At 36.1% G+C, this 25,665-nt stretch carries 22 protein-coding genes; 13 read left to right on the top strand and 9 right to left on the bottom strand.

What is annotated here, in order from left to right; translation table 11 throughout:
* Window positions 1-63: 63 nt before the first annotated feature.
* The 8 genes from yidC (at window position 64) to BLV64_RS00360 (ending at window position 9,470) form a co-directional block, all read left to right on the top strand.
* Window positions 64-1,974, top strand: a complete 1,911-nt coding sequence (gene yidC, locus BLV64_RS00395) for a membrane protein insertase YidC (RefSeq protein ID WP_092131026.1) — start codon at window positions 64-66, stop codon at window positions 1,972-1,974.
* A gap of 96 nt (window positions 1,975-2,070) precedes the next feature.
* On the top strand, window positions 2,071-2,778 hold the full coding sequence (locus BLV64_RS00390; protein WP_092131024.1) for a toxin-antitoxin system YwqK family antitoxin: 708 nt from the start codon (window positions 2,071-2,073) through the stop codon (window positions 2,776-2,778).
* A 407-nt stretch (window positions 2,779-3,185) separates the two neighbouring features.
* Complete coding sequence (gene mnmA, locus BLV64_RS00385) at window positions 3,186-4,388, top strand: tRNA 2-thiouridine(34) synthase MnmA (RefSeq protein ID WP_262484269.1); 1,203 nt, start codon at window positions 3,186-3,188, stop codon at window positions 4,386-4,388.
* Window positions 4,389-4,410: 22 nt separating this feature from the next.
* Window positions 4,411-6,030, top strand: coding sequence for a S8 family serine peptidase (locus BLV64_RS00380; RefSeq protein WP_092131020.1), 1,620 nt, complete (start codon window positions 4,411-4,413; stop codon window positions 6,028-6,030).
* Window positions 6,031-6,111: 81 nt separating this feature from the next.
* On the top strand, window positions 6,112-7,053 hold the full coding sequence (locus BLV64_RS00375) for an NAD(P)H-dependent flavin oxidoreductase (protein WP_092131018.1): 942 nt from the start codon (window positions 6,112-6,114) through the stop codon (window positions 7,051-7,053).
* Between the two features lie 101 nt (window positions 7,054-7,154).
* Window positions 7,155-8,549, top strand: a complete 1,395-nt coding sequence (locus tag BLV64_RS00370) for an MATE family efflux transporter (protein WP_092131015.1) — start codon at window positions 7,155-7,157, stop codon at window positions 8,547-8,549.
* Complete coding sequence (locus BLV64_RS00365) at window positions 8,536-8,763, top strand: hypothetical protein (protein ID WP_092131013.1); 228 nt, start codon at window positions 8,536-8,538, stop codon at window positions 8,761-8,763. Before BLV64_RS00370 ends, BLV64_RS00365 begins: the two co-directional genes overlap by 14 nt.
* A gap of 131 nt (window positions 8,764-8,894) precedes the next feature.
* Window positions 8,895-9,470, top strand: a complete 576-nt coding sequence (locus tag BLV64_RS00360; protein ID WP_092131011.1) for a phosphatase PAP2 family protein — start codon at window positions 8,895-8,897, stop codon at window positions 9,468-9,470.
* A gap of 157 nt (window positions 9,471-9,627) precedes the next feature.
* On the opposite strand, the gene BLV64_RS00355 is transcribed toward BLV64_RS00360, so the two are convergent.
* Genes BLV64_RS00355 through BLV64_RS00345 form a run of 3 tightly spaced genes read right to left on the bottom strand, consistent with a single transcriptional unit; the run spans window position 9,628 to window position 12,591 of the window.
* Entirely contained in the window at window positions 9,628-11,262 is a 1,635-nt protein-coding gene (locus tag BLV64_RS00355) for an ArnT family glycosyltransferase (protein ID WP_092131009.1), read from the bottom strand.
* Window positions 11,246-11,878 carry a lipid-A-disaccharide synthase N-terminal domain-containing protein gene (locus BLV64_RS00350; RefSeq protein WP_092131007.1) on the bottom strand — a complete coding sequence of 211 codons (633 nt, stop codon included), beginning with the start codon at window positions 11,876-11,878 and terminating at the stop codon, window positions 11,246-11,248. Before BLV64_RS00350 ends, BLV64_RS00355 begins: the two co-directional genes overlap by 17 nt.
* Window positions 11,878-12,591, bottom strand: a complete 714-nt coding sequence (locus tag BLV64_RS00345; protein ID WP_092131005.1) for a glycosyltransferase family 2 protein — start codon at window positions 12,589-12,591, stop codon at window positions 11,878-11,880. Before BLV64_RS00345 ends, BLV64_RS00350 begins: the two co-directional genes overlap by 1 nt.
* Before the next feature lie 95 nt (window positions 12,592-12,686).
* Here BLV64_RS00345 and BLV64_RS00340 point away from each other — a divergent pair, with 95 nt between their 5' ends.
* A complete protein-coding gene (locus tag BLV64_RS00340) occupies window positions 12,687-13,628 on the top strand; it encodes an NAD-dependent epimerase/dehydratase family protein (protein WP_092131003.1) in 942 nt (313 codons plus the stop codon).
* A 17-nt stretch (window positions 13,629-13,645) separates the two neighbouring features.
* On the opposite strand, the gene meaB is transcribed toward BLV64_RS00340, so the two are convergent.
* Both meaB and BLV64_RS00330 read right to left on the bottom strand, forming a co-directional pair.
* A complete protein-coding gene (meaB, locus tag BLV64_RS00335; protein ID WP_092131002.1) occupies window positions 13,646-14,722 on the bottom strand; it encodes a methylmalonyl Co-A mutase-associated GTPase MeaB in 1,077 nt (358 codons plus the stop codon).
* 22 nt (window positions 14,723-14,744) lie between these two features.
* Window positions 14,745-15,299, bottom strand: a complete 555-nt coding sequence (locus BLV64_RS00330; RefSeq protein WP_092131001.1) for a DUF2911 domain-containing protein — start codon at window positions 15,297-15,299, stop codon at window positions 14,745-14,747.
* Window positions 15,300-15,501: 202 nt separating this feature from the next.
* Here BLV64_RS00330 and BLV64_RS00325 point away from each other — a divergent pair, with 202 nt between their 5' ends.
* From BLV64_RS00325 to BLV64_RS00310, 4 genes are all read left to right on the top strand, one after another.
* Entirely contained in the window at window positions 15,502-16,374 is an 873-nt protein-coding gene (locus BLV64_RS00325; protein WP_143034111.1) for a sugar phosphate nucleotidyltransferase, read from the top strand.
* A complete protein-coding gene (locus BLV64_RS00320) occupies window positions 16,374-17,429 on the top strand; it encodes a phosphotransferase enzyme family protein (protein WP_092130997.1) in 1,056 nt (351 codons plus the stop codon). Before BLV64_RS00325 ends, BLV64_RS00320 begins: the two co-directional genes overlap by 1 nt.
* Before the next feature lie 10 nt (window positions 17,430-17,439).
* A complete protein-coding gene (locus BLV64_RS00315) occupies window positions 17,440-18,855 on the top strand; it encodes a Gfo/Idh/MocA family protein (protein ID WP_092130994.1) in 1,416 nt (471 codons plus the stop codon).
* Between the two features lie 83 nt (window positions 18,856-18,938).
* Window positions 18,939-19,454 carry a peptidoglycan DD-metalloendopeptidase family protein gene (locus BLV64_RS00310; RefSeq protein WP_317042092.1) on the top strand — a complete coding sequence of 172 codons (516 nt, stop codon included), beginning with the start codon at window positions 18,939-18,941 and terminating at the stop codon, window positions 19,452-19,454.
* Window positions 19,455-19,742: 288 nt separating this feature from the next.
* On the opposite strand, the gene BLV64_RS00305 is transcribed toward BLV64_RS00310, so the two are convergent.
* The 4 genes from BLV64_RS00305 to BLV64_RS00290 form a co-directional block, all read right to left on the bottom strand.
* A complete protein-coding gene (locus tag BLV64_RS00305) occupies window positions 19,743-20,612 on the bottom strand; it encodes a hypothetical protein (RefSeq protein WP_092130992.1) in 870 nt (289 codons plus the stop codon).
* A 394-nt stretch (window positions 20,613-21,006) separates the two neighbouring features.
* Window positions 21,007-24,363 (bottom strand): preprotein translocase subunit SecA, encoded by a 3,357-nt coding sequence (gene secA, locus BLV64_RS00300; protein ID WP_092130990.1) that lies wholly within the window; start codon window positions 24,361-24,363, stop codon window positions 21,007-21,009.
* 166 nt (window positions 24,364-24,529) lie between these two features.
* A complete protein-coding gene (locus BLV64_RS00295; protein ID WP_008272287.1) occupies window positions 24,530-24,751 on the bottom strand; it encodes a DUF2795 domain-containing protein in 222 nt (73 codons plus the stop codon).
* A gap of 198 nt (window positions 24,752-24,949) precedes the next feature.
* The gene (locus BLV64_RS00290; protein ID WP_092130988.1) at window positions 24,950-25,522 is read right to left on the bottom strand and encodes a cob(I)yrinic acid a,c-diamide adenosyltransferase; all 573 of its coding nucleotides are present in this window, start codon (window positions 25,520-25,522) and stop codon (window positions 24,950-24,952) included.
* Window positions 25,523-25,665: the final 143 nt, after the last annotated feature.

Raw genomic sequence — 25,665 nt, 5'->3', positions numbered from 1 at the left:
TTTGACTATAACGATTAAATAGATGTGTTTAGTTTTTATGACTAAAGCTCTAAATATTAAAACATGGAAGAAAAAAAATTAGACTTAAACTCGATAATAGGATTCATTATTATTTTTGGAATCTTATTGTTTATGCTATGGCAGAATAAACCAAGCGAAGAAGAACTGGCTGCTCAAGAAAAAGCAAAACAAGAGCAAATTGATGCCGCAAAGCAAGAGCAAAATGCTTTAATTGAGAATTCTAAAACCGAAGCGCTAGCTGATGTTCCTTTAGAAGCTTTGCCTGATTCTTTAAAAACCATTGCTTTACAAAATAAATTTGGAGCATTCGCTTATTCAGCATCACAAGCATCTACAGCTGAAAATCCTGTGGTTAAAACCGACTTATTAACCATTACTTTCGATACTAAAGGAGGTCAGATTTCAGAAGTGAAACTTAATAAGTTTGTTAACTACGATTCTATTCCTATTTATCTTGTAAAAGATAAAAACGCCTCTTTTAATATTAATTTCGGTACAACCGATAATCGCATTTTAAATACGAAAGACTTAGTATTTCAACCTAAAGTGACTAAGAGTGGTGAGAATACAATAGTATCGATGAAACTTAAAGTGTCTGAATCTAAATTTTTAGAATACAGATATATTATAAAACCGGATAACTATTTAATCGATTTCACAGTTAAATCTCAAGGGTTAAATGATGTCATTAATAGCTCACAAGAAGTTAATTTAGATTGGTCTTTAAAAGCTTTTCGTCATGACCAAAGTATCGCATACGAGAATCGTTATACACGTTTAACATACCAACAAGACGGAGGTAACATCGAAAAATTAGGTCATGGAGATCAGGATAATGAGGTGGAAGAGGATGTTGATTGGTTATCTTTTAGACAGCATTTCTTTAGTTCGATTTTAACGAACGACAGCGCCTTTAAATCGATTTCATTAACGTCTAATAATTTAGTTCAAGATGAAGAGATTGATACCGTATATACTAAACTATACAATGCCAAAACAACATTAGCCTTAAGTGGTAATGAATTTAATGAAAATTTAGGGTTCTATTATGGACCAACCGAGGTCAAAGCCCTAAAAAAAGCAGAAAAAGGTCTTGAAAAAAGTATTCCATTGGGGTGGGGGATTTTTGGATGGATAAATAAATATTTATTTATTCCGTTGTTTGGTTTCTTATCTAGTGTTTTCCCTTATGGGGTTGCCATTATTGTAATGACAGTATTGATTAAGTTAGCCATGTCTTTTGTTCAATACAAACAGTATTTATCGCAAATGAAAATGAAGGTGTTAAAGCCGGAGCTAGATGCGATTCGTGAAAAGTATAAAGACAATAAAATGAAGATGCAACAGGAAACTATGGCACTTCAAAATAAAGCCGGGGCGAGTCCGCTAGCAGGATGTTTACCAGCATTAATTCAAATGCCGGTATTCTACGCTCTGTTTATGTTTTTCCCAACAGCATTCGCATTGCGTCAAAAAAGCTTCCTTTGGGCAGACGATTTATCATCTTATGATGTGATTGCAGAGTTACCATTCCATATTCCGTTATACGGTGATCACGTAAGTTTATTTCCTATACTTGCAGCGGTAGCTATTTTCTTCTATATGAAGTTAACAACAGGACAGCAAACCATGTCGGCACCAACTCAAGAAGGGATGCCAGATATGCAAAAGATGATGAAGTACATGATCTATTTTGCACCGATTATGATGATGATTTTCTTTAACCAATATGCTTCAGGATTGAGTTTGTATTACTTTATTTCAAACCTTATTAGTATTGGAATTTTATTAGTGATTAAGAACTTTGTTTTAGATGAAGAAAAAATTCATGCTAAAATTCAAGTGAAGAAAAAGAATCCTAAGAAAGAAAGTCGATTCCAAAAGAAAATGAAGGAAATGATGGAGCAGGCAGAGCAACAGAAAAAAATGCAAAATCAAAAAGGAAAAAAATAATCCTTTATAATCAATAAAAAAGCTGCCTTCCCAATTTTTACAGAAGGCAGCTTTTTTTTTTCATACTAATACTATTAATTTAAACGTTATAATTTTATGAGATCGATACTTATAATTATTCTATGTTTTTTTTCAGGACAACTTTTTGCTCAAGAGATTAATCAATTTGATGCACAGGGCGAGCGCCACGGAAAATGGACTAAAAACTACGATAACTCCAAGATATTACGTTATGAAGGGGAGTTTAACCATGGTAAAGAAACGGGGACTTTCAAATTCTATAAAAATGTGGATGGAAAAGCTGTCCTAGCGGTAACACGAGAATTTGTTACTAATAGTGAGGTAGTACACGTTACCTTTTATGACACTAACAAAAATATAGTGAGTAAAGGTGGAATGAAAGATAAAATTCAAGTAGGCAAATGGGTGTACTACCACAAGGGGGGTGGCCTTGTAATGATGGAAGAGTTTTATAATGATAATGGAAAGTTAGAAGGAGAAAAGAAGACCTACTATAAAAACGGTGTTATTGCTGAAAAAGCTAATTTTAAAGACGGTGTTTTAGATGGTGTATCAGAATGGTTTTCTGAGAAAGGCGTACTAATACGCTTGTTTAATTATACCAATGGTGCTTTAGAAGGACCATCAAAATCTTATGATTCTGATGGAAAGATTAAAATGGAAGGTGTTTATCGAAATGATTTAAAACACGGAATCTGGAAATTCTATGAAAATGGTAAGCTAGTTAGAGAAAAAGACTTTACTAAACGCAGTAAAAACCCATACAAGAATAAAAATAAATAATATTCCTCAATAGGTTGAGTAATAAATAACCCGCATGTACACTTCTGTGTCCATGCGGGTTATTGCTTATTTACTGGATGGTTTTATTCTGTTTATAGTTGGGTTAAAATAAGGTTGTCTATAAAATGGGCAACCCCATTTGTTGCTTGTATGTTAATTAGTGTAGGGCTTATATTACAAACTCTTTGTTGAACATCTGTTAACGCAAGGTTAGCCGCATCTACAGTAATATCTCCACCTATTGTAGTCAGTAATCCAGATGTTAATTGAGAAACTCTTAGGTTGCTAATTGAAAGAAGGTGTAGTGATGAGATGTAATTAAGTCCAGAAATTATACCGTTTAATCCCGCGTTTCGTTAGCCTATAGAAGGCTTAATAATAGCAAAAATGTTAGTATCTTTGCAGCGATAAATAAAACAATGAAAAAAAGAGTAATAGTAGGGCTTTCAGGAGGCGTAGATTCTAGTGTAGCAGCATACTTGTTAAAAGAGCAAGGTTATGAGGTTATTGGACTATTTATGAAAAATTGGCACGACGATTCTGTAACGATTTCTGACGAATGCCCGTGGTTAGACGATAGCAACGATGCCATGTTAGTGGCAGAAAAATTAGGTATTCCTTTTCAAACCGTAGACTTAAGCGAGCAATATAAAGAGCGTATTGTAGATTATATGTTTAACGAATACGAAAAGGGAAGAACACCAAATCCCGATGTGTTATGTAATCGTGAGATTAAGTTTGATGTGTTTATGAAAATCGCCTTAGACTTAGGTGCAGATTACGTAGCCACTGGACACTACTGCCGCAAAGGGACACTTACAGAAAACGGAAAAGAAACCTATCAGTTATTATCAGGAAAAGACAATAACAAGGATCAGTCGTATTTTTTATGCCAATTATCGCAAGACCAATTAGCGAAAGCTTTATTTCCTATCGGTGAATTACAGAAACCAGAAGTAAGAGCAATAGCAGCAGAAGCCGATTTAATTACTGCTGATAAAAAGGATTCTCAAGGCTTGTGTTTTATTGGTAAAGTAAGGTTGCCAGAATTTCTTCAGCAACAATTAAAACCAAAACAAGGTGATATTATTGAAATACCAAAAGCCTTTGGAGCGTATAATGAGGATAAAAAAGATTTTGATTCTAAAGAAGAGGAATTAGAATATCTAGCACGTAAAATTAAATACACCGCTACCGATGGTGATGTGGTTGGTACTCATCAAGGGGCGCATTATTTTACTAAAGGACAACGAAAAGGACTGTCTGTTGGTGGTAAAGTAGAACCGCTATTTGTTATTGATACCGATGTAGAAACCAATATTATTTATACGGGACAAGGTAAAAACCACCCAGGCTTATACAAGCGCGCTTTATTTGTGTCTAATGACGAATTACATTGGGTACGTGAGGATTTGCAATTACAAACAGGTGAAACTTTAGAGGTGTTGGCTCGTATTCGTTACCGTCAAGCTTTAGAAAAAGCGACCTTATACAAAGTGGATTCTGGACTATATGTGGAATTCGAAAACAACCAATCGGCAATTACAGAAGGGCAATTTGTAGCTTGGTATTTGGAAGACGAATTAGTAGGTTCGGGAGTTATTTCATAAATTGCAGTCTAACTGTAGTCTTATGAAATACAAATTACTAGTCTTAGCTTTTTTATGTTTTCAACTGTCGGTTTATGCCCAAGAAGATGCATGGGTATATTTAACCGATAAGGAGAATGTAGCCGCGTCTATAGCCAATCCGATTGCTATTTTAACACAAAAGGCTATCGACCGTAAAACGGCACATAATGTAGCTATCGATGAAAGAGATGTTCCTGTTAACGAAAATTACATTTCCCAATTAAAAACGCAAAGCGGTATTACCGTATTGGCAAAATCAAAATGGTTTAATGCCGTCCATGTTCGCGGTTTAGAATCAGATATTAATGCGTTATCAGCCTTAACGTTTATAGACGATATTGTTTTTGCTGATGGGGGTTTAAATGCTAAAATCGCCAACCCTAAAAAGGTGGCTAATAAATTTGAATACGAATTACAAAGTGTAAGTACCACCTTTAACTATGGTGATGCCGCAAATCAAATAGAAATGTTTAATGGTGACGATTTGCATCTTGCAAATTATACCGGTTCGGGAATGACAGTTGCGGTTATTGATGCTGGTTTTCCTAGTGTTGATACTAATCCAGGATTTGATCGTGTTCGCAATGCCGGTAATATCTTGGGGACTTACGATTTTGTTAATCGCGATGCCGATGTGTATAACAACACCCAGAGTAATCACGGAACTTTAGTGTTTAGTGATATGGCAGGGTATCTTGAAAATACCTTTGTAGGTACAGCACCCGATGCGAATTACTACTTGTTTATTACCGAAAACGCACCAACCGAAAACCCTATAGAAGAAAGTTTATGGGTGGAAGCTGCAGAGCGTGCCGATAGCTTGGGGGTAGATGTTATTAATACGTCTTTAGGTTATAAAACTTACGACAATCCGAATTACACATATAGCAGTGCCGATCTAGATGGTAATACCACCTACATCACTAAAGGGGCTAATATCGCCTTCGAAAAAGGGATGTTATTAGTTACTTCGGCAGGAAATTCTGGAGCTAATGGTGTTTTTGCACCAGCAGATGCGGCAGGTGTACTTTCTATTGGAGCAGTAAAATCGGACGGCACTTATGCGAGTTTTAGTTCTGTAGGGAGTGCTTTTCAACCTACCCAAAAACCAGATGTCGTAGCTCAAGGTCAGGCGAGCTATGTTATTAATACTAGTGGAGGGGTGTCTACAGTAAACGGGACCTCTTTTAGTTCCCCAATATTAGCCGGTGGTATAACCTGTCTGTGGCAAGCTTTACCGAATTTAACGAATGCCCAAATTATGCAGCTGGTTAGGGAGTCGGCATCACAATATACCGCGCCAGATTATTATCTAGGCTATGGTATTCCCGATTTGTCTCTTGCCTTACAACAAGGCTTATCGGTTAACGACGAGGTTTTAGAACCTATAGCGATTAAGGTCTATCCTAACCCTGCTAAGCAATTCGTATACGTAAAACTGCCTTCGAGTATTACTACAGCTCAGCTAAAACTATATACGGTATTAGGGAAAAAAGTATTGAATGTTGCCTTACTTAGTCAGCAATCTAAAGTGAATGTCTCTGAACTACCAAGAGGGGTGTATTTAATAAAAATTGAATCAGAATCGGGTTCAAAAACAAGTAAACTAATTTTAAATTAATCGGAAACAGAAGTGTGTCCTATCGCCTTATTTATAGGGGTAAGCCACCTTGTTTTTATCATAACATAAAACTTTTTAACATTGGAAAACAGAATAACAAAACTTTTTAATATCGACTATCCAATCATTCAAGCAGGAATGATTTGGAATAGCGGCTGGCGCTTAGCTTCGGCAGCGAGTAATTCGGGAATATTAGGACTTATAGGGGCGGGGAGTATGTATCCAGACGTGTTAAGAGAGCATATTCAGAAATGTAAAGCGGCGACCAATAAACCGTTCGGCGTTAACGTGCCTATGCTATATCCTAATATCACTGAAATCATGGATATTATTGTAGAAGAAGATGTGAAAATCGTATTTACATCGGCAGGAAATCCTAAGACTTGGACCAAGTGGTTGCAAGATCGCGGTATTACCGTTGTACATGTGGTGAGTAGTGTAAAATTTGCTCTAAAAGCACAAGATGCAGGAGTCGATGCCATAGTAGCAGAAGGCTTTGAGGCTGGGGGTCATAATGGGCGTGATGAAACGACAACGCTGACTTTAATTCCAATGGTTAAAGAACAATTAAACATTCCGTTAATTGCCGCTGGTGGTATAGCCACTGGTAAAGCAATGTTAGCGTGTATGGTTCTTGGTGCCGATGGCGTACAGGTAGGAAGTCGTTTTGTGGCTAGTGAAGAGTCATCAGCACATCAAAACTTTAAAGAGGTTGTAGTTAATGCTAAAGAAGGGGATACCCAATTAACCTTAAAAGAATTAGCTCCAGTACGTTTAATAAAAAATAAGTTTTACGATGAGGTACAAGAGCTTTATAAAACAGGACCGTCGGTTGACGATCTAGTAAAACTCCTAGGTCGTGCCCGTGCTAAAAGAGGTATGTTTGAAGGGGATTTAGATGATGGAGAATTAGAAATCGGACAAATAGCAGGGCTGATTCACGATATAAAACCTGTAGCGACTATAGTAAAAGATATCGTTTCTGAGTTTGAAAAAGCGAAAGCAGAAGTGGTAAACCTATAGTATTCATAGCGATTTTATAATAAAAAGTTAAATCGATAAAAGCGTACAAAATCTCTATATTTTTTCATTCAAACCTCAAAGCTAAGTCTTACTTTTGCACGATGATTTTAAGTCAATACACGAAAGAGTTTAAATACAATTGGCAGCTCGCAGCACCTGTGATGTTGGGGATGTTGGGACATACCTTTGTGAGCTTTGTAGATAATATTATGGTGGGGCAATTGGGTACTGCCGAGTTAGCAGCAGTTTCCTTAGGAAATAGCTTTATGTTTATCGCTATGTCCATAGGCATTGGATTTAGTACAGCCATTACACCCCTAACTGCAGAGGCCGATTCCGCTAAGAATAAAGAGGATGGTAAATCCGCATTTAAACACGGGCTAGTCTTATGTACTATTCTAGGGATTTTACTATTCCTAATGATCTACTTTTCAAAACCATTAATGTATTTAATGAAACAGCCCGTAGAGGTTGTTGATTTAGCCTTGCCTTATCTGGACTTAGTAGCGTTCTCACTTATACCTTTAATTATTTTCCAAGCTTTTAAACAGTTTAGTGATGGGATGTCTATGACAAAATATCCTATGTATGCGACTATTATAGGAAATGTAATTAATATTGTATTAAACTACCTATTCATTTTTGGGAAATTCGGATTCCCGGAATACGGAATTGTCGGTGCCGCCTACGGAACATTAATTTCTCGTTTCGTCATGTTGTGGTACCTTTGGTATTTGTTAAAGAAAAAAGATAAAAGTCGTTATTTCGTTACCAATATCAAGCTGTTTGTTTTAGATAAACTTATGCTCAGAAAAATAGTGAACTTAGGAACACCAAGTGCTATGCAAATGTTTTTTGAGGTTGGAATCTTTACTTCTGCAGTGTGGTTAAGTGGTTTGTTGGGTAAAAACCCACAAGCGGCGAATCAAATAGCCTTAAACTTAAGTTCTATGACCTTTATGGTGGCTTCTGGTTTGAGTGTGGCAGCTATGGTTAGAGTTGGAAATCAAAAAGGATTACATAAATATTACGAACTACGACGTATTGCCTTTTCACTATTCTTATTAGGAACTATTTTAGCGCTCTTTTTCGGCTTGCTCTTTTTGGCTTTCCATGAGTACTTACCGCGGATTTATGTCGATTTTGACGACGTTATTAACTATGAGGACAATATGGAAGTGGTGAGTATTGCAGCAAAACTACTATTAGCCGCTGCAGTGTTTCAAATTAGTGATAGTATTCAAGTGGTAGTTCTAGGTGCACTTCGTGGGTTGCAAGATGTTAAAATACCGACTATCTTAACATTTATATCTTACTGGTTAGTAGGTTTTCCTATCAGTTTTTATTTCGGTACCGAGGCGTATTATGCTAGTTTTGGTATTTGGATGGGGCTAATCGCAGGATTAACTACAGCTTCTATTTTATTATATATCCGATTTAATTATCTTACAAAAAAATTAATTGCTCAAAAAGAAACGAATAATGGAACTACCTAAATTTATACTCGGTGATAATACCGATTTACCGAATGCTATTTTTGTCATTCATACTGAATTCCCAATGTTTATTATAAACCTAGAGAATGATGAGGTGGAATGGTTAGAAGATTTTGATGCTGAAGATCAAAAAGAATTAGAGTTAGAAACTGAAAATTTAATAGAATTGGCTACAGCATTTTACGATAGAGAAGTTTCAAGATACGACGAGTAATATTCTAGTGGCTTTGCTTAATTTATGCAAATCATTACTGGCATGTATTGCCGTTTCGGTTTAGTTTACGTCCAAGCGCCATCCGAGATATAAAGAGTATAACCTAGGACGTACCCATCAAAATATATGATATGATAGAACAACTTATAGAGTTAGACAAAGAACTGTTTTTATTCTTAAACGGCCTAGGTAACGTGTACTGGGATGCCTTTTGGATGTCTTATACAGCCAAATTTAATTGGATACCCTTATATGCTATTTTAGTGTTTTTAATGTATAAAAAACGTCCTACTAAAATGTTTATACTCACTCTAGTTGTTATTGTCTTTATGATAACATTTACCGATCAGGTGACGAACTTATTTAAAAGTGGTTTTCAACGTTTAAGACCATGTCATGACGCGAGTTTGGTAGATGTGATGCGTTTAGTAAAATCGTATTGTGGTGGTCAGTATGGTTATTTTTCTGGTCATGCAAGTAACAGTATGGCGGTTGCTATATTTACAGGTAAAATGCTTCAGTACCGCTTTAAATACTTAATTTATATATTAATTGTGTGGTCTTTACTTATGGCCTATAGCCGTATTTATATTGGAGTGCATTTTCCATTAGATATTTTATGTGGAGGTATTTTTGGAGCAATCTCTGGATACGCTTTTTATAGGTTAGATAGCTACATTCAGAAACGCTTTACCGTAATTAAGTAGTGAGGTTAGGAAAAGGTATTCATACGCCTAATAAACCACAGGTTTGATAATTCAACCTTACGGTTTTTGGAGGTTTAGTTTTTACCCAGCAGTTACATTGTAAAAACGATTTAATAAGGGTATTACCGGCTTCGGTTTCGCGGTAGGAGGTAAGCTCTTACTTTTTAGTTAGAATATAAAAGGTGTTTGTTAAACGGTCATTATACTGCTTAGAGCCTTCTTTGGCCTGGTTTAAATCGTAAGTTCCTATTTCTTTCACGTTATAAGTAGCTTTTATAAGTGTTAGTTCTTCAGGTGATATACGATTGGTAAGTATTCCAAATTTTGGTGTTGAAGGAAATTGATAGGCGTTTTCACTAAAGTGAATCTGCGGCATCATATCGCCGTATTGCCAAATGGTTTCTGGTGCAACGTAATTTAAGGCGTGCAAGGTAATCCCGCGTTTGTCATTATCAGATTTTAAACTGGCAACCGATCTGAAATTATCATTTTTAAACAGTCCGATTAGCGGTAGTCCTACGATAAATACAGCCGAAAAAAACAATACGCTAAGTAAAAACACCTGCTTTATGTTTTTCTTAATCAGTTGCTGTAAAATGAGGCCTCCCAGGGAAACTAATACCAACGAGGCAATATAAAAGGCTAACCAATGGTGTTGGATATCATTTTTAAATAGCACATAAAACACCACCGGAAAAGCTACTCCAATAGTAGCTATGAGTCCGAAATTAAAATAAACAGGTAGTGTTTCGCGCTTATCTTTAAGGTCTTTAAATCGTCTGATGAGGTATTCAATATAAAACCCGATGTTAAAAGCTAAGGGAATTAATACCGGCATGAGATAACGTGATTTTTTCTCAGGGATAATGGAGAGTAATACCACAGCTAGGATAGTCCAAAGTAGACTAAATTTATAGGCTTTAAAATGGCTGACTCTTGATTTTAAATAGGGATATAGTAAACTAATTACTGCGGGAATAGTCCACAATCCGCTTTGGGTAAAAAAGCTCCAGTAATAATAAAAAGGTCTCACATTATAACTCGTCCAATTCCCCGTTTCCTTTTCGGTAATTGCATTAAAAGTTGTAGGGTCGTTAAGGCGTACGTAAACATACCACCAGCCACCAACAACTAAAGCTATAACAAGGACACTAAAAAAAGAAAATACTTTCGCTTTTGGGTTTTTATAACTTAGGGTAAAGCCATAAGCTAGTAAAAAGGGTAATAATAGCGCATAAAAGGAAACCGGTCCCTTACTTAACAGGGAAAATCCAATAAAAATACCAGCGATTAACGTGTGTTTCCACACCATACCTTTTGCGTTAAATAATTTGTGTAGGTGATAAATAGCAACGAGCATAAATCCATGGGCAAAAATATCCCACGGTGCTTCGATAATAATTCCAATCACATAAAAAGAAGTTACCACAATTAGTGCGTTAATAAGTGCATGACTTCTACTTTTTAAAATGCTACGGGATAGTTTATACATAAAAATCCCCACAACCATCACTAATAAAACAGCTGGTAGACGCATACCAAAAACACTATCAACACCAAAAACGAGTCCCGAAAAAGCGGTTAGCCATGTGGGAAACGGTGGTTTTTGGTAACGGGGTTCTTCATTCATTGTGGTCAGCAACCAATTATCATTTAACACCATCTCACGAGCAGTAATAAAATTGCGGGCTTCCATAATAGAAACCTGAATAGCATCTAAATTTGGCAATAGCATTACCGCTACCAACAAACAAATTGTAAGAATCGGATAGTTTTTAAGAAGTTTGGGCATCTTGCTTTTTTAATAAGATTAAATTTCTAATATAGATGGTGGCTCCTAATAAATGACCTACAAGTAACACTGGGTCTTTTCTAAAAATAGCATATGCTAATATAAGAAGAGAACCAATTAAACTCAAAGCCCAAAAACCAAAAGGCAAAGAAGAGGTTTTATGCTTTTCTGAGTATAGCCATTGAAACACAAAGCGTAGGGTGAATACCGTTTGTGAAACTATTCCCAAAACTAAAAGCCACAGCGGTATGCTTTCATTTTTAAATAACAGTTGCACATCTATAGTGTTATTATTAAAATAGAAAACAGTGATAAAGGCAGGCATAAATAATAGAATATACCTAACAATCACCGGATAGCGCTGCCACTGATTTTGTAATTGTAGATTGCGTATGTATATAAAGTAGGTTAAACCTTGTCCTAACATAATAGCAAAATCGTTTCGTAAGTAGCCGTAAATAAAAAGTAGAAAAGATGCAATTAAACTTAAAGTCCAAAATAGGGTAGGTGTAATCACTCGTTTTTGCTTTTCGCTGGTGAGCCATTGTACAACCAAACGAGACGAGAATAATAGTTGCGCCAGAAAACCGATACTGTAAATGATCCAGTCGCTCATTATCCTTGTTTTGCTACCGTATAACTAATGTACTTTTTTTTCATCCACAAATAAGCGAAACAGTCCATTAACGGACCAAGTAAACGGTTCCATACACCAAACTTAGCTTCTCCAGCCACACGCGGGAAATGTTGGACAGGAATTTGTTTGATTTTTCCGTTTTGTAACAAAATCATAGCCGGTAAAAATCGGTGTAAACCTTTAAACATCGGAATGCGTTTTGCGTAATCGGTTTTGATGACTTTTAACGGACATCCCGTATCGTCCATCCCGTCATGAGTGAAACTACGACGTATACCATTGGCAATGGTAGAAGACATATTCTTTACAAAACTATCTTTTCTATTAGCGCGAACACCAGTTACCAGTTCGTGGTTGCCAATATGTTGTAATAACAGATTAAAATCCTCGGGAGCGGTTTGTAAATCAGAATCGATATAGCCAACAAGCGGTGTTTCAGTATAATCAAAACCCGCTTTAATCGCTGCACTTAATCCGCGATTTTCCTCAAAAGATATAAAAGAAAATTCTGGGTTTCTATGCGCTATCAGCTCTATTAGCTCCTGACTTTTATCTTTAGAACCATCGTTTACAAATAATATTTTAGTTTTTTTTAAAGCTTTTTTTGTGTAAGCTAGTAATTCGGTTTCAACACGTAATAAATTATCTTCTTCGTTGTAAACCGGTACAACTATTGTAAAATCGTAGTTCATAAATAAGTATTAATACTGCAAATGTATTGTTTTTTTAAGAATTGAAAATGAGTATGAAATAAAATATGTTTCTTTGTAGAAGGATATTGAAATTTATGAGAATATTAGTAACAGGAGCAGCAGGGTTTATTGGTTCGCATACATGCGAAAGACTGAAAGAAATGGGTCATGATGTTATTGGCTTTGATAACTTTAATCCGTATTACAGTTTAGAGTTAAAACAGCTGAATGCAAAGGCTTTAGTTGATAAAGGCATACAGATAATTACTGGTGACTTGCGTACTGCCGACTTAAGCTCTCTTTTACCACAGGATATTAATTATATTTTTCATTTTGCCGCTCAACCGGGGATTTCGGCATCGTCTAGCTTCGAAGATTATTTTACCAATAATATCTTGGCGACAAAACAATTAATTGATTTTGCGGTTCAGCTTACCGATTTGCAGCTCTTTATAAATATAGGGACGTCATCTATCTATGGACTGGAAGCTACCTTTCCAGAACATGTGGCACCAAAGCCCGCTTCTCATTATGGGGTAACAAAATTAGCAGCCGAGCAATTGGTGCTTCAAAAAAGTCGAGAAACACTGTTTAAAGCATGTTCTTTAAGACTGTATTCTGTTATCGGCCCTCGCGAACGCCCAGAGAAAATGTATACCAAACTCATAGCATGTGCTTATTACGGTGATGCTTTCCCTCTGTATCAAGGGAGTGCGTCTCACCTGCGTAGCTTTACCTATGTGGGAGATATTATCGATGGTATTGTTAGTGTCATCGGAAATGAAACAGCTGTAGATGGTGAAATTATAAATTTAGGGACAGAAGTAGAGCATACTACCCAAGAAGGGATAGAAGCCGTAGAAAAAGTGATAGGAAAAGCGATTGCGATTACAAACGTGGAAGCGCGAGCTGGAGATCAATTACGTACCAAGGCAAATATTGAAAAAGCGAAACGCCTGCTGAATTACAATCCGAAGACAACCTTGTTAGAATCGGTAGAGCAGCAAGTAAATTGGTATAAAGAGAATTTCTTATAATCTCGTAAAAGCCGAAACTATAGTTTAAGCTTTAAAAGATAGTCGGCAGCCGCAAAAGGTGTCGTTTTATTATCTTCAATCAGTTGAAGTTGTTTTGCGAGTTCTATTTTAACTTCCGTATTATTAAAGAAATCATTTTTAAGTTGTTCTTCAATAGTTTGAATCAGCCAAAATTTATTTTGATCCATTCTGTTGTCATCAAAAAACTGATTGGCCTTAGTTAGGGTCACATAATCAGAAATTATCTCCCATATTTTATCAATACCGTCGTTGTTAATCGCACTAGAGGTGGTTACTTTAGGTTGCCATTGTGATGCTTTCTGAGGATAAAGATGTAAGGCACGATTAAATTCGACTTTAGCCAGCTTTGCAGCTTTCATATTTTCACCATCGGCTTTATTAATCGCAATGGTATCTGCCATTTCTATAATACCGCGTTTAATGCCTTGAAGCTCATCACCAGCACCGGCTAGTTTGAGCAGCAAGAAGAAATCAACCATACTATGAACAGCGGTTTCACTTTGACCGACACCAACGGTTTCGATAATAATAGAATCAAAACCTGCCGCTTCACATAAAATAATGCTTTCTCGTGTTTTACGGGCAACACCTCCTAAAGAAGAACCGGAAGCCGAAGGACGGATATAGGCATTTTTGTTTTTTACCAAATCTTCCATTCTCGTTTTATCGCCTAGAATACTACCTTTTGTAATCGAACTACTCGGGTCTACAGCCAAAACAGCAACCTTTTTTCCTAAAGCCGTGAGGTGCATTCCAAAAGATTCAATAAAAGTACTTTTACCAACTCCTGGGACACCGGTAATTCCGATTCTTACCGATTTGTTAGCGTGAGGTAGACAGTGTTTTATAATCGCATTTGCTTTTTCTAAATGTTCAGGGTTTTTACTTTCTACTAAGGTAATCGCCTGACTTAATGCAGTAATATTACCCTCCAAAATAGCAGACACCAGCGACTCTACCGAACGGTGTTTTTTTCGATTGGCTTTAATCTTAGCAATAGATATAGCATTGGTGGTTTCTGGTGGGGAAACACCATCGTTTTCTTTTAATGCCGATTTTTTAGAAGCTGTCAATAATCAAGGAATTTAATACGTGTTATTTTAAAGGTACGGCAACTTTTGTCATATCCCAAGCTAAGGTTAAAAACAAATTATCGGTAGAATTATCAAAAGCGATTGTAAACTGTTCTACTGTTGTATCTATTTTTTGAGGTGCTGCTTTTAAGGTAGCGACATCATATTGAGGGTCACGCATGGCTTCCATCGTTTCATTAACGCCCCAAGGGTACATTTTAGAGTTGAAAATCACATTCCAAGCCGTATCATTAGGAATCGTCCAAAGGGTGTATTTTCCCGCAGGAAGCACCTGGTTTTCAACCGTAAGATTTTTGTTTGTTTCGAAAGTCGTCGCCTCATTGGCTCCCGTTCGCCATACTTTATTATACGGTACTAGTGCACCAAACACTTCACGGTTTCTTTTTGATGGGCGGTTATAAACCACTTTAAGCTCCAGGTCGTCCACTTCAAAAGCGACTGTTTTTTTCGGACTTAAAGTCTCATTAAAAATCCCGTCGTTAAAATAGGAATACGAGAATACACCCGCTGCAACAACGATCAAAACTAGGATAAACCATTTTAGAAAAGCATTCATTAATTATAGTATGTATTAGAGGTATAAAGATACTTTAAAACCTAATTATGTGTCAATAGAATGTTAGAATTTAACATCACATTAATAGTATAAACAAAAAGTTTACATTTTTCAAGACAAACCGGTAAAAATCGACTCGTTTTATGAAATTTCGGAGGATTCTTAGAATAAAACGATAAATTTGTTATCGCACAAAAGTTTTATGATGAACACAACATTAGTGGTATTGGCAGCAGGATTAGGATCACGTTATGGTGGTTTTAAACAGGTGGATGCTATTGGTCCCAACGGATATTCTATTATGGATTACTCTTTATTTGATGCTTTAAACGTGGGGTTTACCTCCATTGTTCTGGTGGTTCAAGAGTCGATGGTAGAGCTGTTAACAGACCGCTATATTACTCAGAGAAACTGGCCGGTACGTTTTGCTATTCAAGAAAAGGACGTTACTGTTACAGGTAAAACTTATTCCCGAGAGAAACCTTGGGGTACCGCTCATGCGTTGTGGTGTGCTAAAGATGAAATAAATACACCTTTTGTATTGATTAATGCTGATGATTTTTATGGCCGCGAGTCGTTTCGCTTAGCCTATAATTATTTACAGTCGGAAGCGCAACCCTGTGCTGTTTTATTCCCCATAGAAAAAACATTAAGTAGTAATGGCACTGTTAATAGGGCGGAAGCAACCATTAATAACGGTTGGTTGCAAACTACCGTTGAGCGAGAAAAAATAAGCAAGGCCAATGATGATATTGTTTACCTCTCTGCCGAAGGAAAACAGAAAGTGCTAGCAAAAAACAGCTTAGTTTCTATGAATATGTGGGGCTTAACGCCAGATATTTATGATTTTATAGATGACGATATTACCGACTTTATTGCGCAGTGGCAACAAAACCCGAGTATAGAATACCAATTACCAACAGTTATAGACGCTATGATTCAACAAGAGCGTTTTAAAGTAAAAGCTTTGGTTACAGAATCCAATTGGGTAGGGGTGACCTACAAATCTGATAAGGATGAGGTGCGTACTCAGTTACAGCAATTACACGATAAAGGAATCTACGACACTATATAATGAAAGACCAACTGCTTACCATATTAAAGTGTTATTTTGATACTATCACAATTTCTAGTGTAGAAACGCTTCAAAGCGGACTAATAAATAGTACGTATAAAGTGGATACTTCGCGTGGTATCTTTATTATTCAAAAGATAAACCAAAAGGTATTCCCTAATATTCAAGGGGTGTTAAATAATAAGATAAATGTTGTCAATTATTTACAAGCTAACAATTTTAAAACCATTGCGTTTTTAGCGACTATAAACGGGGAGTTTTTTGTCGAGGCAGAACATGGTGTTTGGCAGGTTTCTAAGTATATACCTTCTACGGTGCAGCATATTATCGACTCACCAAAAATGGCCGGGCAATTGGGAGGGTATCTCGCAAGGTTTCATGCTGCTTTAACCAATTTTCCTATGTCTGAATTGATAGAGACAATTCCAGATTTTCATCATACTGAAAAACGGTACTCTAATTTATTGTCAAGTATAGCTAATGCTTCAGCAGAAAGACGCTTAAGCGCCGATCGGGAAATAGCATATGTACAGGCTAATTTTGACTTTATTCAGCCTATAGCAAAGGCAATTCAACATAAAACAATTCCACAAAAAGTGGTGCATAATGATACCAAAGTCAGTAATTTTTTGTTCAATTCTGATGGTGATTTACTCACTATAATTGATTTTGATACGGTAATGCCAGGGAGTGTTTTACATGATATTGGCGATGCCTTAAGAACCGGGGCAAGTACAGCTCCCGAAGATGAGCAAGATCTGAGTAAAGTTCGTTTTAATGAAACCGTTTACGATGCATTTATATCAGCGTATATAAAAGAAGGACAAGACTTTTTAACACCTCAAGAGCTAAGCGCTATTCATTTTAGTTTACCTTTAATTCTCTTAGAACAAGCCTGTCGTTTTTTGGAAGACTATCTTAATAATGATATCTATTACGAAGTCAGTTATGAAAACCATAATCTTATACGGACTAAAACACAATTGCATTTGTTTGAAAACGTAAAACATTACTTAAGTAAAACCTATAATATTCAGTACAATCAAACCTTATAAATTTAAATTCATGAATTATTTATCATTCCAAAAAGGATGTAGCCTTTTATTGGTGTTAGTGCTCACTGTGTTGTCGTGTAACACTACTCAGCCAGCAACGCAATCGTCGACATCTCCAGTTATTAAAACAGAGGTTCCTATACGTGCTGCAGGTCAGAAAGATGTTTTGCGTCTTACAGCAGATCCTATTCCGGTAGTTCGTGTAGGGTTTATTGGTTTGGGGATGCGAGGTTCTGGAGCGGTAACGCGAATTACTAATATTCCAAATGTCGAGATAGTCGCTATTTGTGATATTATGGAAGACCGTACCGAAGCTGTAAATGCCGACTTAGAGGGCTTAGGCCTTCCTAAAGCTCAAGCTTTTTACGGCGAGGACGGGTGGAGAGAGCTTTCAGCTTTGCCAAATTTAGACTTGATTTATATTGCTACCGACTGGAAAAACCATGCGAAAATGGGAGTTCAAGCTATGAAAGACGGTAAGCACGTGGCTATAGAAGTGCCGGGAGCTTTAACAATGGAAGAAATTTGGGAGCTTATAGATACCTCTGAAAAAACTAGAAAACACTGTATGCAACTAGAAAACTGTGTGTATGACTTTTTTGAGTTGACCAGTTTAAACATGGCACAACAAGGTGTTTTTGGAGAAGTGTTGCATGCCGAAGGATCATATATCCACCAATTACAACCGTATTGGGGAGACTATTGGAATAATTGGCGCATGGACTACAACCGCAAACACCGTGGCGATTTGTATGCGACACACGGTATGGGACCAGCTTGCTTGTCTCTAGATATTCACCGTGGAGATAAAATGAACTACTTAGTTTCTATGGACACCAAAGCCGTAGGAAACCCTGCGTATATTAAAGAAACTACAGGAGAGGTGGTAACCGATTTTAGAAATGGTGACCATACTATGACCATGATTAAAACCGAAAAAGGTAAAACCATTCACATCCAACATGATGTGACCTCACCACGTCCGTATTCAAGAATGTTTCAATTGAGTGGAACCAAAGGATTCGCGAACAAGTATCCTTTAGAAGGCTTTGCTTTAAATGCTGAAGATTTAGGGTCTGATATTGTATCGCCTTCAGATAAATTTAATACACATCAGTTTACTCCCGATCATATTAAAACCGCTTTAATGGAAAAATATAAGCATCCTATAGTGAAAGATATTGAAGAGAAAGCGAAAGAAGTTGGTGGCCATGGCGGTATGGATTTTATTATGGACTACCGTTTAATGTATTGCCTGCAAAAAGGATTGCCATTAGATATGGATGTTTATGATTTAGCCGAATGGTCGTGTTTAGGACCTCTAACAGAATTGTCTTTAGATAATAATTCTGCTCCAGTAGAAATTCCTGATTTCACTCGTGGTGGATGGGAAAAATTAGACGGTGTTAAGTTTTTTCAAGAATAATATCCTATAATCTTAGTGTAAATAAAGTGTAAAAGACCATCTGCCATGATGGTCTTTTTTTTACATTTAAGGAAATAAAATTTATGATGACAACCGCTTTGTTTTCTTCTGTTTTAGCCGAAAATATTCAGTCTCCTTGTTGTGTGATTGATGCGACTTTAGATAGGTCGAGTTATATGCCTATAGATTTGTCTGAAGCAAATCGTGATTTAAAAGAATTTGATGTCTCGTCGTCTAGGGCATGGCAAGAGTATATTAGCTCTCGGTTATCGGCCCAAGGCAAGCGCGTGGCTTATGGAGGGTATTTAGAACGTCGAAGTATCTATTCACGGAGTGCGTATTTTAATACAGAAGTTTCAGAAACCGAACGCAATATTCACTTGGGAGTGGATTTATGGGTGGAATCAGGTACTAAAGTGTTGGCTGCCTTTGATGGCGAAATCCATAGTTTTAAAGACAATAGGAATTATGGGGATTACGGACCAACGCTTATTTTAAAACATACCATTAACAGCGTTCCTTTTTATACTTTATATGGGCATTTAAGTCGCGAATCTTTGAGGGATTTAAAAGAAGGAACAGTTGTAAAACAAGGTTAGCAGATAGCTGTTTTGGGCGATGCCTCAGTAAACGGTGATTATGCACCGCATTTGCATTTTCAAGTGATTAGAGAATTGCAGGGCAATATAGGCGATTACCCCGGAGTATCATCACTAAGAGATTTAGAGTTTTACAAGCAAAATTGTCCGGATCCTAATATTATTTTGGGGTTAGGAAAATAGTATATAATTAATTATGTAAACTAAATATCCCCCTAAATAATAGCAGTATTATTTAGGGGGATATTTAGTGATGCTTATTTAAATAAATTTATGGCTAAAGAGTTATTAACTGATTTTTTTTGCAATAAATCGTCGATGCTCTCTTTTTTTAGTTTTGCTAATTTGAGAATGTAGGGTTAATAATATTTCATAATCATCTTTTACCCAATCTCCAGTTGACTTTATCGTGGAAATACCTTCGTTATTTAAATAGCTATTAAATAAATGATACGCTTTCATAGCGTCCTTTTCGTCATAGAAATAATCAAACCATGCTTTATGTATTTTATCCTCTTTAACGATTCCTATTCCACCTTGATATACTTTAATAATCCCTTTAGAATGTGTAAAGGAAACTGAACTTTCATTTCGTTCATGTGCCGCTTTCAAGATATAAGCATTGTGTAATAAATAATTAGATAATCGAGCAATTATTTCTTCATTATTTTCTTTTTTTGAAGGTTTTTGTCTCCATTGATTATTACTTGGGTAAAACGGATCTTTCTTATAATCTTTTATTTTGGATACATCTTCAACTAAAGTAAATTCCGATTCTATTGATTGATCTTCCCTTGGAATACTTGCTATTAGATTTTTGCTGGCCTCTAATTCTTCAAACCGCTCTATTGTTAATTTGTGATTTTTATATTTAAATTCTCTATCATTAAGAAAAGACCATTGTCCTACTTCTACTTTCTGCTCAGTTAATTCAGTATAAGTAGAATCTGGAAATAGATGCAATACTGATCCTTTGTTTAGTTGCTGATTTTCTAAATCTAACGGAGTGTTTTCGTCAAGTAGTAAATTATCTTTATCAAACTTTTTGATTTCTGAAACTCTCCAGGAGCCTATAATATTATCTTTATTAATTTTTTTTGTAGAACTACAGCTGTTAAAAATAATAACAGATGCACATAGTAATTGTGTAATCTTCATAGTAGGTTATATTAGGGTTTTATTGATTAAGGACTTATGGTTAATTCTTCATAATTTTGATGAATTTAGTGATTTATTATTATTACTGTGAAACTTTTGTTAAATTTTTTTTATTTTAATCGTTTTAAGAATAAAAATTGAGAAATATACCTATTTATAGTTTCTGAAATTGGAATAAAGCGAACTGAGGGACTCGTTTTTAATTCAAGTGATTGTAGTAGGAGTTTTTAGTTTTTAATGCTAGATAATTTAAGCAGCTCTTTGAAGTAAGTTTTAAAAGAGTAATAATTGGATTAGAGATTGTAAGCGAAATAAATAAAGTTATGTTATTTATAAAAAAAAAAGCCTGATGTTTATAATAAACATCAGGCTTTTTTTAGTAGTAAATGTAGTGTTAATCTTCAATAATCACCCATTCTCCTTTAGCGATTAAAGGTTCTGCTTGTTTGTATTTTAAAGTTTTATTTTCACCGCTCATAACGTGTTTGATAGTCACTTTATCGTTACGACCAACTTTAGGCTTGTCGCGAACTATAGTTTCTACCACTTGCTGTTGCGCTTGAGTGTTTCCGGCAGCCTGGTTTTGCGACGAGCGCTCATCAAGATTCGGAATCTCATCTTTTTGAGTTTGTAAGTTGTCTTTTTCACGAACTTGTTTAGCCTCGCTTATAGCAGCTGTAGTTTCACTTGGTAACTCTCCTTTAAATAAGAAAGCGATAACATCTTTATTAACCTGGTCAATCATTGTTTTAAACAATTCGAAGGCCTCAAACTTGTAAATAAGTAAAGGGTCTTTTTGTTCGTGAACCGCTAACTGTACCGATTGTTTTAACTCATCCATTTTACGTAAATGCGTTTTCCAAGAATCGTCAATAATTGCTAAAGCTATATTTTTCTCGAAATCGTTAACCAATTCTTTACCTTGAGATTCGTAAGCTTTTTCTAAGTCGGTAACCACGTTTAATGTCTTTGTACCGTCTGTAAATGGAACAACAATACGCTTGTATTTATCCCCTTGGTTTTCAAAAACATCTTTAATAACAGGGAAAGCAACTTCTGCATTACGACTCATTTTTGATTTATAGTGGTCGAATGCTGTTTTGTATACTTTTTGAGCTATCACTTGTGGTGATAATTTTGCAAATTCAGCTTCCGTAATCGGTGAACTCATAGAGAAATAACGAATCAATTCAAATTCGAAATTTTTATAATCGTTAGCCGTTTTATTACTGTCTGTAATCGTTTCCGAAATATCGAAAATCATATTTGCTAAATCCACACGTAAACGCTCTCCAAATAAAGCATGGTGACGTCGCTTGTAAACCACCTCACGTTGAGAGTTCATTACATCATCATATTCTAATAAACGCTTACGAACACCAAAGTTATTTTCTTCGACTTTCTTCTGAGCACGTTCTATAGATTTTGATATCATTGAATGCTGAATCACTTCACCTTCTTCAAGGCCCATTCTATCCATCATTTTAGCGATACGCTCACTACCAAATAAACGCATTAAGTTATCTTCTAACGATACGTAGAATTGAGAGCTTCCTGGATCTCCCTGACGACCAGCACGACCTCTTAACTGACGGTCTACACGACGTGAATCGTGACGCTCGGTACCTATAATAGCTAAACCACCAGCTGCTTTTACAGCCTCCGATAATTTAATGTCGGTACCACGACCCGCCATATTGGTTGCAATAGTTACTTGTCCTGGTTGTCCAGCTTCAGCAACAATATCGGCCTCTTTTTTGTGTAATTTGGCGTTTAATACATTATGAGGGACTTTTCTTAAGTCTAACATACGACCTAATAACTCACTAATTTCAACGTTTGTTGTACCAATTAATACAGGGCGTCCCGCTTTTGAAAGCTTGGTGACCTCATCAATAACAGCATTGTATTTTTCACGTTTTGTTTTGAAAACTAAATCCTCTCTATCATCACGTGCTATCGGTCTGTTGGTAGGAATTTCTACAACATCAAGTTCGTAGATCTCCCAGAACTCTCCAGCTTCAGTAACCGCTGTACCCGTCATACCAGACAGTTTGCGGTACATTCTAAAGTAGTTTTGAAGTGTTACCGTTGCAAAAGTTTGGGTCGCATCTTCAATTTTTACATTTTCTTTAGCTTCAATCGCTTGGTGTAAACCATCACTATAACGTCGGCCATCCATAATACGACCGGTTTGCTCGTCTACAATCATTACTTTATTTTCCATAACAACATATTGGTTGTCTTTTTCAAATAAAGCGTAAGCTTTTAGTAATTGGTTAAGGGTATGAATACGTTCCGATTTAACTCCGAACTCTCTAAATAACTCTTCTTTTAAATTCGCTTCTTCTTCAGAAGATAGGTTTTGAGCTTCTATTTTAGAAATCTCAATACCAATTTCTGGCATAACGAAGAAATCAGGATTGTCTTTTCCTGATAGGTATTCGATACCTTTATCGGTTAATTCAATCTGATTATTTTTCTCTTCAATAACATAGTACAGTTCTTCATCAACCTTTGGCATCTCACGATTGTTATCTGCCATGTACTGGTTTTCTGTTTTTTGAAGCAATTGCTTAATCCCTTCTTCCGATAAGAACTTGATTAAAGCTTTGTTTTTTGGGATACCTCTATACACTCTTAACAGTTGGAAACCACCTTCTTTCGTGTCTCCAGAAGCAATGAGTTTTTTAGCTTCTGCTAAAACTTGTGTTAAGTGACGACGTTGTACGTTTACAATATCTTCAACTTTAGGTTTTAATTCAGTGAATTCATGACGATCACCTTGAGGGATAGGTCCTGAAATAATTAATGGTGTTCTCGCATCATCGACTAATACAGAATCGACCTCATCGACAATTGCGTAGTGATGCGGACGTTGTACTAAGTCGTTAGGTGAGTTTGCCATATTATCACGTAAATAATCGAATCCAAATTCGTTATTTGTACCGTAAGTAATATCGGCGTTATACGCTTTTTTACGAGCGTCTGAGTTTGGTTTGTGGTAATCGATACAGTCGATACTCATACCGTGGAACTCAAACAGAGGGGCCATCCACGCGCTATCACGTTTTGCTAAGTAGTCGTTTACTGTTACTAAGTGAACGCCTTTTTCAGCTAAAGCATTTAAGTAAACCGGAAGGGTTGCTACTAATGTTTTACCTTCACCCGTTTGCATCTCTGCAATTTTACCTTGGTGCATCGCAATACCACCAATCAGCTGTACGTCGTAATGAATCATATCCCATGTGATTGGCTTTCCAGCAGCATCCCATGAGTTTGCCCAAATGGCTTTATCGTCTTCTAAGGTAACGTAGCCTTTAGTACCAGAAATCTCTCTATCGAAAGCATTTGCAGTTACCGTAATTTGAGTGTTGTTAGTAAAACGCTTTGCAGTTTCTTTAACAACAGCAAAAGCTTCTGGTAAAATAGTGTTAAGCGTGTCTTCGGTAGCAAGGTAAGACTCGTCTTTTATTTTATCAATTTCTAAATAAATATCCTCACGTCTATCAATATCATCCGAAGCATTAGATTCCTCTAAAAGCGCATCAATTCTGTCATTAAACGGTTGTCTAGTTTTAGCAATTATGGCTTTAAATTCAGCTGTTTTCGCCCTAAGCTCATCGTTAGATAGTGCTTCTAGGGCAGCTTCGTATGTTTTAATTTTTTCAACGATTGGCGTTATGGACTTAACATCCTGTTTTGATTTGTCGCCAACAAATAGTTTTAATACTGAATCTAAAAAACTCATTGTAGATTATTTATTGTTGCACCAGCAGAGTTTACTGGTAATTATTATATGTATATTAATACCCCTTGTAAAAAGGGCTTAAATATACGTTATGTTTCTGTGCTTTTTTTAAAATAAGCACAAAAAAAAGTCTCCATTATGAGACTTTTTTCTTTATTTTAATTTATTAATACTCATCCTCATTCCAGAGGTAGTCTTCATCTGTTGGATAATCTGGCCAGATTTCTTCTATAGAGTCGTACGAATCTCCTTCGTCTTCAATTGCTTGTAAGTTTTCAACAACTTCTAAAGGAGCTCCTGTTCTAATAGCGTAATCTATAAGCTCATCTTTTGTTGCCGGCCAAGGCGCATCACTTAAATAAGATGCTAATTCTAAAGTCCAATACATTTCTTATTAGGTTTATTTTTTTGCAAAAATAATTTTTTAGTTGTAATAGTCAAGAAAAAAGTGAATTATTTTATCAATAATAAAAAAGAACGTCTTTTTTGCACTGAAACTATTTGACTGTAAATATCTTGCAGTGTTATTAAATTACAGAAAAAGCGCGTGTTTTTTTAAGTATTCTTATTGAAGATATAATTTGTTTTAATTTTTCTCCGGAATCCATTTCACTTCATCTGCTTGCAGGTCAAAAGACAATTTTCGTGCCAACACAAAAAGATAGTCAGATAAACGATTTAAATACTTTAGTGCCTCGGGTAAAAAAGGCTCTATTTCGTTAAGTGCTGATGCTAAGCGTTCTGCGCGACGGCATACACAGCGTGCAATGTGACAGAATGACACCGTTTGGTGACCGCCAGGAAGCACAAAATGCGTCATTTGTGGTAAGTCGGCGTTCATAGCATCCATCTCACGTTCTAAAAGAGCAATGTCTTCTTCAGATATTTTCGGAATGTTTAAACGTTCTTTTCCATTTTTAAGAGTCGCCTTTTCAGGATCGGTAGCTAAAATAGCACCAACAGTAAATAAGCGGTCTTGTATAATAACAAGAATGTCTTTGTACTCTTTTTTAATGTCTTGATCGCGAATTAATCCTATATGTGAGTTTAACTCGTCTACAGTACCATAACTATCAATACGAATATGATGTTTTGGTACTCGGGTACCACCAAATAATGCAGTGGTGCCTTTGTCTCCAGTTTTTGTGTAAATTTTCATAGGTTAAAGGTATATCAAAAAAGTGAAAATTGAAAGCAGGTAAGGAAGAATCGTTATAGAGTAAATTAGGGGGAATAGTAGTTAGTAATTAGTTTAATCTCTGTTCACATCATGCATAGAGCCTCCATGTCACTTTGAGTGAT

The sequence above is a fragment of the Bizionia paragorgiae genome, from assembly GCF_900107625.1.
In the GTDB taxonomy this organism is placed as follows: Bacteria; Bacteroidota; Bacteroidia; order Flavobacteriales; family Flavobacteriaceae; genus Bizionia; species Bizionia paragorgiae.
This window is presented reverse-complemented; position numbering and strand designations above follow the sequence as displayed.